Raw genomic sequence first — 7,038 nt, forward strand, 5'->3', positions numbered from 1 at the left:
ATTGAATTTGCAGAATGTATTGTTCAATCCAATCTATTATAAGTTAAGACTGAGCTGCAAAAGATTTACTTAGGTTAAATTTAAACAACGTCGCATAACTATCGGTGCTTCCGCATCGCTGCGGGATCGCTTCGCGCCCCTTGCTTGGGCTGCGCCACATTTCGCTTTGTCACTCGCCTTGCTGGGCAAGTCTCGTGCCAAGTCCTTCGGACTCGCGAAACGTCGGAACACCTTGGTCGTTAAGCGCCATTACTTCAATTAAGCTGTAATAAAAATGGATATTTTTAAAAGCTATTCCAGTGAATTCATCGCAAAATTTGAAAGAATTTCCTCTCTAATTAATCATACTCAATCTATCGGAAATTATCGTGAAGAACTTTTAAGAAGCTTTCTTTCTAATTTACTCGGTAATCGTTTTTCAATAAAAACTGGTTTCATTCACGATCGAGCCGGTGCTTTATCTTCTCGTCAAATCGATATTTTGATTATCGATGAGAACGATCCAGCAGGATATTTATTTAAAGAAGATAGTTTTGCAATCGTTAATCCGAGAGCTGTAGTATGTGCAATCGAAGTTAAAAGTAATTTTAACATCTCATCTTTCAGAGATATTGCTGATCACGCTTTTAGTTTTCGTAAAATAATGAAAAGTTCAGGGCAATTCTTTGCATTCTGCTTTAAAAATGAATCACCGGAACTTCGATCGTTAGGCTCTTGGTTTTCCGAAATTAGCCATATTCCTAATGAAATTGAGAATTATGCTAATTCAGTATATCTATTTGATAAAGGGAAATTGCAAATAGTTACTCCTACCTCCGCAGAACCGTTCGGATCATACTTTATGGAACCTAAATCTAATCCTAAAGATATCAATACTATGGTACTAGCAGAGTTTCTTTCTACAATTGTAAAGCATTGCGAAATTAGAGCCGGCATAGTTGGCAATCCTTACCGAGATTATATGCCTGATTCTATATTTACTATATATGATAATTGCTACCGTTATGGAATTGGAGCAACTCAGGGAAAAATAAAAAAAGCGTAACGGCGCTTAACTTACGCCTCTGCCGCAGCGCTTCGAGATGCTTCGCACTCTCGCTTGGCCTTCGGCACATTCCGCTTTGTCACTCGCCTTGCAGGGCAAATCTCGTGCCAAGTGCTTGCGCACGCGCGGAACGTCGGCAAGGCTTGGTCGTTAGACGTCATGACCTATCAATATTTACTAAAAGGAAAATTATGAAAAGACCTAGATCAATTACAATATTAGCTTGGATAGTCAGTATATCTACTGCTTTTACCCTGTTTTCATATTTCAGACTTTGGGGTACCCCGCAATTTGCAGCATTGTTGGAAAATATAAATTATCTAACTTATTGGATGAAACTAATTTTATTTGCGATGAGTACAGCTATTCTAATACTTCTAAGTATTGGAACATTCTTAGGTATAAATTGGATAAGATATCTTTACACAGGTTGGTATGTATTCTCGTCGGTTCTTTGTCTTTTTACATATCAGTCAAAAGGTTCAATAATTTTTGGTATGATTACAGGTGCGATAATAATATACTTCCTGTTCCGTCCATTGTCGAATTCATTTTTTAAAAGAAGTTCTAAATCGGGAATAGAGAGTGAGTAGTTGAACAAGCAAGGATCACGTTTCTCATTAGGTCACAACGTCTAACTATCGGTGCTTCCGCTCCGCTCGTGGATCGCTACGCGACCACTCGCTCGGGCTACGCCACATTTCACTACTGTCACTCGTCTTGCAGAGCAAGTCTCGCGCCAGCGTGAAACGTCGGAACACCTTGGTCGTTATACGAAATCGCGCAAAAGGCCCACGATAAATGAAAAGCTCTTCGGATGAAATCAATAGAAAACTAAAAGTAGCGGCAGGAAAAAATGCAGTTAAGGTTTGTTTTATAGATAATAGTGATTGTACAAAAATTATTAAATCACACTCCATCCAAGAAAATCGCGTCCTAAATAAAATATCTATCAACGGTGAAGTTGTAACCGTAGGTTTAGAAATTAACCAAAAAAATGTGGGAATAGCTCCAATGAAAGTCGGAAAAAGTAAAGCAAGTACTTTCCCTGGCTTCTGTAAATTGCACGATCAAAATGTATTTGCTCCTATTGAGAATATGGATTATTCAGAAGGAAATATTCAACAAAACTTTTTATACACCTTAAGAGCCCTTGCAAAAGAACATTACTTAAAGCGACTTACAAAGTCATATTATGAGAATGAGATATCGGACCTAAAATCTAAGTTCTTCAAAAAATATAAACTACAGACGGCAATGGATCGACTAAGCCAATCAGAGTATTATGGATACTTGAGTGAAAGTTTGATCGGGATGAACGATGCGCTAAAATACTTATCCCAATTTAGAATTGAAATGCTTAAAAAGTTCGAAGATAAAGAATATGATAGTGTAGAGACTGTAAACTTTACAATGGATTCACAATTTCCTATTGCTGTGTCGTCTTTGTTTATCCCTGACTACAATCATTCCGGTAAAAAGATACATGATTTTGGCGATCTCGAATCTCCTTTACATCCACTTTTCCTTACAATATTTCCGCAAGGATCAAAAACATACTTTTTAATATCCTATTTTCGCAAACATAGACTTATTTATGAAGGGTTAAAAAAATGGATAGACGAGAAGGATTTGAATTTTATCGAAACGTTATTTTCAAATTTGATATTAGTATTTTGTGAAAATTTCTATATCTCTCCAGATATTTGGAAAAAATTGGGAGTATCGAAGCAAGAAGAAATTGTAGATATATTTTCAAAAAATGTGCATTCAAGTACTACATTACTATACAAAATTCCTTACCAATTTAATATATTTGATTATATGCGCGACTTCGCATAACTAAAAAATTGTCGCAGCGCTTCGGGATTGCTTCGCAACCCTCGCTTGGGCTTCGCCACATTCCGCTTTGTCACTCGCCTTGCGGAGCAAGTCTCACGCCAAGTCCTTCGGACCCGCGGAACGTCGACAATCATTGGTCGTTAGCCGAAATTGATTTGCAAAATTTATGATTAGAATGAAGACATTTGCTAATATCAAGGAATGGTTAAAAATCAATATAGGATTTTTGCTTTTACTCCTTGTAGCTCTTATATCTTATATTGCCCTTCAAGTTATTCTCCAATTATATGGGCCATTAATAAAGCTTAATGAGAGCCAAGTTCTATACTTTTTCTCGACAGCTGCTCAATCAATTGCTGGATTACTTGGTTTAACTTTGACAGCTTATACGTTTTTGAGGAATGAATTAGATCGAGAAGCTGCCGATGATGAAAGTGTCGAAGATTCAGTTATTGCATTAAAGAAAAAGTATTTTCTTTGGATCATTCTCATGAGCTTTGTTGGTTCTTTTGCGATAATCCTTTCCTTAATAAATATAGCAGTTGAAGATGATTCTCGACTTTACGACTATCTATCAATTTTATTTAGCACTTCTGGCTTTCTGATATTTTTTGAAGTTTTGGTTATAATGTTCTTTGCAATTGACATTCTTAATCCGCGTAAATTGGAAAATATTACTCAATTATTAAAAGAAAATTTATTGGGAGATACTATAACTCAAGCTGGAGATTTTTCTAATTTTCTTAGCAATTTTAATAGAATTGAGCGTGTATTGCAGAATTTCGCAAGGGAATTTGGACAGCCTAATAGTCCTAAGCAATTTCAATTAAGTAACAGGAGGATTGCAGAGTTATTGTATCAAAAAGAACAGATCTCTAAAGAGTTACTATTAGATTTACAGAAATTGATACAGTATAGAAATTTCACTGTACACAGTTCAGAAATATTTGTAGAAAAAACTATGGAACAAGCCTGCATTAAAATTCGCATTGAATTGGAAAAATTAATAGACAAATAGCAAATCAACTTCGGCTAACTTTCGGTGCTTCCGCGTCGCTTCGAGATTGCTAACGCAACTCTCGCTTGGCCTTCGGCACATTTGCTTCTGTCACTCGTCTTGCAGAGGCAAGCCTCGCGCCATCGCAAACGTCGGAACACCTTGGTCGTTATGCGACATTGTTTGAAAAAATCAGATGACAGAAAATTTTTATAAAAAATATACAGAGTATCATTTCCACCCAGCTATTTACGATATGATTGAAGTAGTTGTTTATGAAAGAATAGATGGAGGCTTTGATGTATATTTATCAGAGGAAGTAAATTCCGTTCCTGAATTCGAAGAGTCCCGCATAGACCAGTATCATATTTTTGTCGGTACAATTGATAGCGAAGATGAATTTGAAGACTTATATAAACGTAAAATAAAAAATATAATTGGAAATAGATACGAGCAAATAACTTTTTACAAAGAAAGTAAATCGAGAAAGATTTGTGGAAAAGTCTACGACGAATTGAAAAAAGCCGGTTGTTCTCATATGTCTATCCGATCAGATGAAACTGGTGATTATAGTATATATATTCGTAGAAAAGATATTGAATTTGCAGAATGTATTGTTCAATCCAATCTATTATAAGTTAAGACTGAGCTGCAAAAGATTTACTTAGGTTAAATTTAAACAACGTCGCATAACTATCGGTGCTTCCGCATCGCTGCGGGATCGCTTCGCGCCCCTTGCTTGGGCTGCGCCACATTTCGCTTTGTCACTCGCCTTGCTGGGCAAGTCTCGTGCCAAGTCCTTCGGACTCGCGAAACGTCGGAACACCTTGGTCGTTAGGCGAAATGCTGGAAGTTCATTTTGAAGAATAGATATTTATATAGATACATCAGCTTTGAAAAATTTGATGACTTAGTTCAAACAAAATCTCTGCATTTCGTTCGTCCTGAAGTTTGGGAAGATAAGCATGAGGGCTATATTTTCCAAAAATTAAAAACCACAAGTGGGCAAAATGAAATAAGAAAAATACTAGAGACATATCCGAATACTTTAGCTAAAGGAATATTTATAGATTTAGCATTACACTTTGAAAGAATATTTTTTGCTCAATCTTGGTCTATGAATGGTGAGAGCGAAGCAATGTGGAATTCTTATAGCTCTAATAACCAAGCCATTAGAATTGCTGTTTCCGAATATAAAATCAGAGAAATAAAAAGTGTAAATCTGTTATATGTGGATTATCAAAGTGAAATCAATTTAAATGCAGAATTGAATAAAATAGGGATTAGTAAAAATAGGACTGATTTTGAGAAAATATATACGCTAAAACGTATGCCATTTTCTTATGAACAAGAAGTTCGTTTAATATTTAAAAAATCCGAAGTTATCAATGAAGGAAGTCCAGCGGAAATAAAATTATTTAAAAGTGCGTTTGGCGGGCACTGAACACGAACACTTATTGAAAAGTTTTAGCCCAGATTGGCATAAGGTTGATATATCGTATATTGAAAGTTTTATTGAGAATGTTCAAACTCACCCAAAGTCAGATGATACTTTTAATAGAAAAATAAAGGAATATTGTGATTCCAATAATCTTAAGTTTATCGGAAAGTACGATCTTTACGAACCGATTGTATAAGTCCCCAGCACTTCGCCTAAGTTACGGCTCTGACGCTACGCTTCGAGATTGCTTACGCAACTCTCGCTCGGCCTTCGGCACATTGGCTCAGTCACTCGAATTGCAAAGCAATTCTCATGCCTGTCTTCGCTTCGCTCAGCTCGCCAACGTCGTCAAGCCTTGGCCGTTAGGCGAAATATACAGGAATATAAATGAGGAACGATTTTTCTCAAACTATTAAAAAGAAGCTATCCGATCGCGCTGGGAACAAATGCTCAAATCCGGAATGCCGAAGAGCAACTGTCGGTCCGGCAAGTGAAAACGATAAAATAATCAATATCGGCGTCGCTAGCCATATAACCGCAGCATCACCAGGTGGGCCGAGATTCGACAAAACTCTCACTGAACTAGAAAGATCCAGTTATAAAAATGGCATCTGGCTATGCCAGAATTGCGCAAAGATTATTGATAGCGACTTAGACAAACACACAGTTGAACTAATACAAAGTTGGAAGCAGGGTGCCGAAGATGAGGCGTCAGAATATGTGAATGGTCGATTAAGCAATGTTAACGCGTTAAAGAAAGACATAATTGAATTTAGTCTTATAAGACTTGATTCATCGTTAAAAGGATGGAAAGAGACAGATGAGCTTATTGATAACTATCCGAAGATTTATCCCGAATTTCATCAAGTTTTTCGACGTTATGAATTTGCCGATATTGATCCTATATTCGATATATCTTTAATTAACAACATAGATAATGGAATTACTATATCTTCAATCGGTGTCATAATTGATTGTACAATATCTCATATTGCAGGATTTGGTGAAAGTGAAGCTTATGAGCTCGATATAAAGGCAAGTTATTCTGTAGATATCGGTTCGGTTGATGACAAAATATATACTCTATTGGAAGATCAAAAAATCATCCCGAAAAGTATCAAGGTAGATTGATCAAAATCTTAGACCACGAGAATCTGCCCGATGAATATCGAGGTTCGATCCAGCGGATTGCTTCTAATCTTAATATTAAATTTTCAACGAGTTTACAAAAACCTATGTACATTAACGGAAACTCAGCAGTAAGAATAACTTTGCAGCTGAAGAACTATAATATTTGGCATGAGGGAATACTTCACCTATTTATTAAGACTAACAAAGGCTATTACTATTCGAAACCCGTATTAATTGATTTAATGCCTGGAGACCCTGCATACTTCGCCTAACTGTCGGTGCTTCCGCTACGCTTCGAGATCGCTGCGCGACTCTCGCTTGGCCTGCGGCACATTTTGCATTGTCACTTCGTTTGCAGGGCAAACTCGCGCCAACGCAAAACGTCGGAACACCTTGGTCGTTAAGCGAAATTCCGCCGGATTTTGTTTTTTTATTTTTTGAAGCTCGGAGGCGTGCGGATTTGGTTCTAAAAACATAGATAATTTTTCAGAGTGTAAGCGCTCCCCAATGCGAGCTGGTGCCGTCGCCAGGGATTGCATCTTGATATTTAAGCGTCCTGCGGAAGCTTATGGTTCCATTTTA

General features: G+C 37.0%; 7 protein-coding genes. 6 read left to right on the forward strand and 1 reads right to left on the reverse strand.

Features of this window, described 5'->3' with window-relative positions; all coding sequences use genetic code 11:
* Window positions 1-274 precede the first annotated feature (274 nt).
* The 6 genes from LEP1GSC061_RS21440 (at window position 275) to LEP1GSC061_RS20820 (ending at window position 6,456) form a co-directional block, all read left to right on the forward strand.
* A complete protein-coding gene (locus tag LEP1GSC061_RS21440) occupies window positions 275-1,045 on the forward strand; it encodes a DUF6602 domain-containing protein (protein ID WP_016545108.1) in 771 nt (256 codons plus the stop codon).
* An 801-nt stretch (window positions 1,046-1,846) separates the two neighbouring features.
* The gene (locus tag LEP1GSC061_RS08835) at window positions 1,847-2,887 is read left to right on the forward strand and encodes a hypothetical protein (RefSeq protein ID WP_016545111.1); all 1,041 of its coding nucleotides are present in this window, start codon (window positions 1,847-1,849) and stop codon (window positions 2,885-2,887) included.
* Between the two features lie 175 nt (window positions 2,888-3,062).
* Complete coding sequence (locus LEP1GSC061_RS08840; protein ID WP_156844524.1) at window positions 3,063-3,905, forward strand: hypothetical protein; 843 nt, start codon at window positions 3,063-3,065, stop codon at window positions 3,903-3,905.
* 175 nt (window positions 3,906-4,080) lie between these two features.
* A complete protein-coding gene (locus tag LEP1GSC061_RS08845; protein WP_040507423.1) occupies window positions 4,081-4,521 on the forward strand; it encodes a hypothetical protein in 441 nt (146 codons plus the stop codon).
* 222 nt (window positions 4,522-4,743) lie between these two features.
* Window positions 4,744-5,328, forward strand: coding sequence for a DUF2971 domain-containing protein (locus LEP1GSC061_RS08850; RefSeq protein ID WP_016545110.1), 585 nt, complete (start codon window positions 4,744-4,746; stop codon window positions 5,326-5,328).
* 384 nt (window positions 5,329-5,712) lie between these two features.
* Window positions 5,713-6,456, forward strand: a complete 744-nt coding sequence (locus LEP1GSC061_RS20820) for a hypothetical protein (protein ID WP_016545109.1) — start codon at window positions 5,713-5,715, stop codon at window positions 6,454-6,456.
* A 287-nt stretch (window positions 6,457-6,743) separates the two neighbouring features.
* Here LEP1GSC061_RS20820 and LEP1GSC061_RS21445 read toward each other — a convergent pair whose 3' ends face one another.
* A complete protein-coding gene (locus LEP1GSC061_RS21445; RefSeq protein ID WP_040508300.1) occupies window positions 6,744-6,995 on the reverse strand; it encodes a hypothetical protein in 252 nt (83 codons plus the stop codon).
* Window positions 6,996-7,038: the final 43 nt, after the last annotated feature.

The organism is Leptospira wolffii serovar Khorat str. Khorat-H2, from assembly GCF_000306115.2.
Taxonomy (GTDB): Bacteria; Spirochaetota; Leptospiria; order Leptospirales; family Leptospiraceae; genus Leptospira_B; species Leptospira_B wolffii.

Coding starts and splice junctions, on each gene's coding strand:
- LEP1GSC061_RS21440 (WP_016545108.1), top strand. CDS start 275: ATGGATATTTTTAAAAGCTATTCCAGTGAATTCATCGCAAAATTTGAA.
- LEP1GSC061_RS08835 (WP_016545111.1), top strand. CDS start 1,847: ATGAAAAGCTCTTCGGATGAAATCAATAGAAAACTAAAAGTAGCGGCA.
- LEP1GSC061_RS08840 (WP_156844524.1), top strand. CDS start 3,063: ATGAAGACATTTGCTAATATCAAGGAATGGTTAAAAATCAATATAGGA.
- LEP1GSC061_RS08845 (WP_040507423.1), top strand. CDS start 4,081: ATGACAGAAAATTTTTATAAAAAATATACAGAGTATCATTTCCACCCA.
- LEP1GSC061_RS20820 (WP_016545109.1), top strand. CDS start 5,713: ATGAGGAACGATTTTTCTCAAACTATTAAAAAGAAGCTATCCGATCGC.
- LEP1GSC061_RS21445 (WP_040508300.1), bottom strand. CDS start 6,995: ATGCAATCCCTGGCGACGGCACCAGCTCGCATTGGGGAGCGCTTACAC.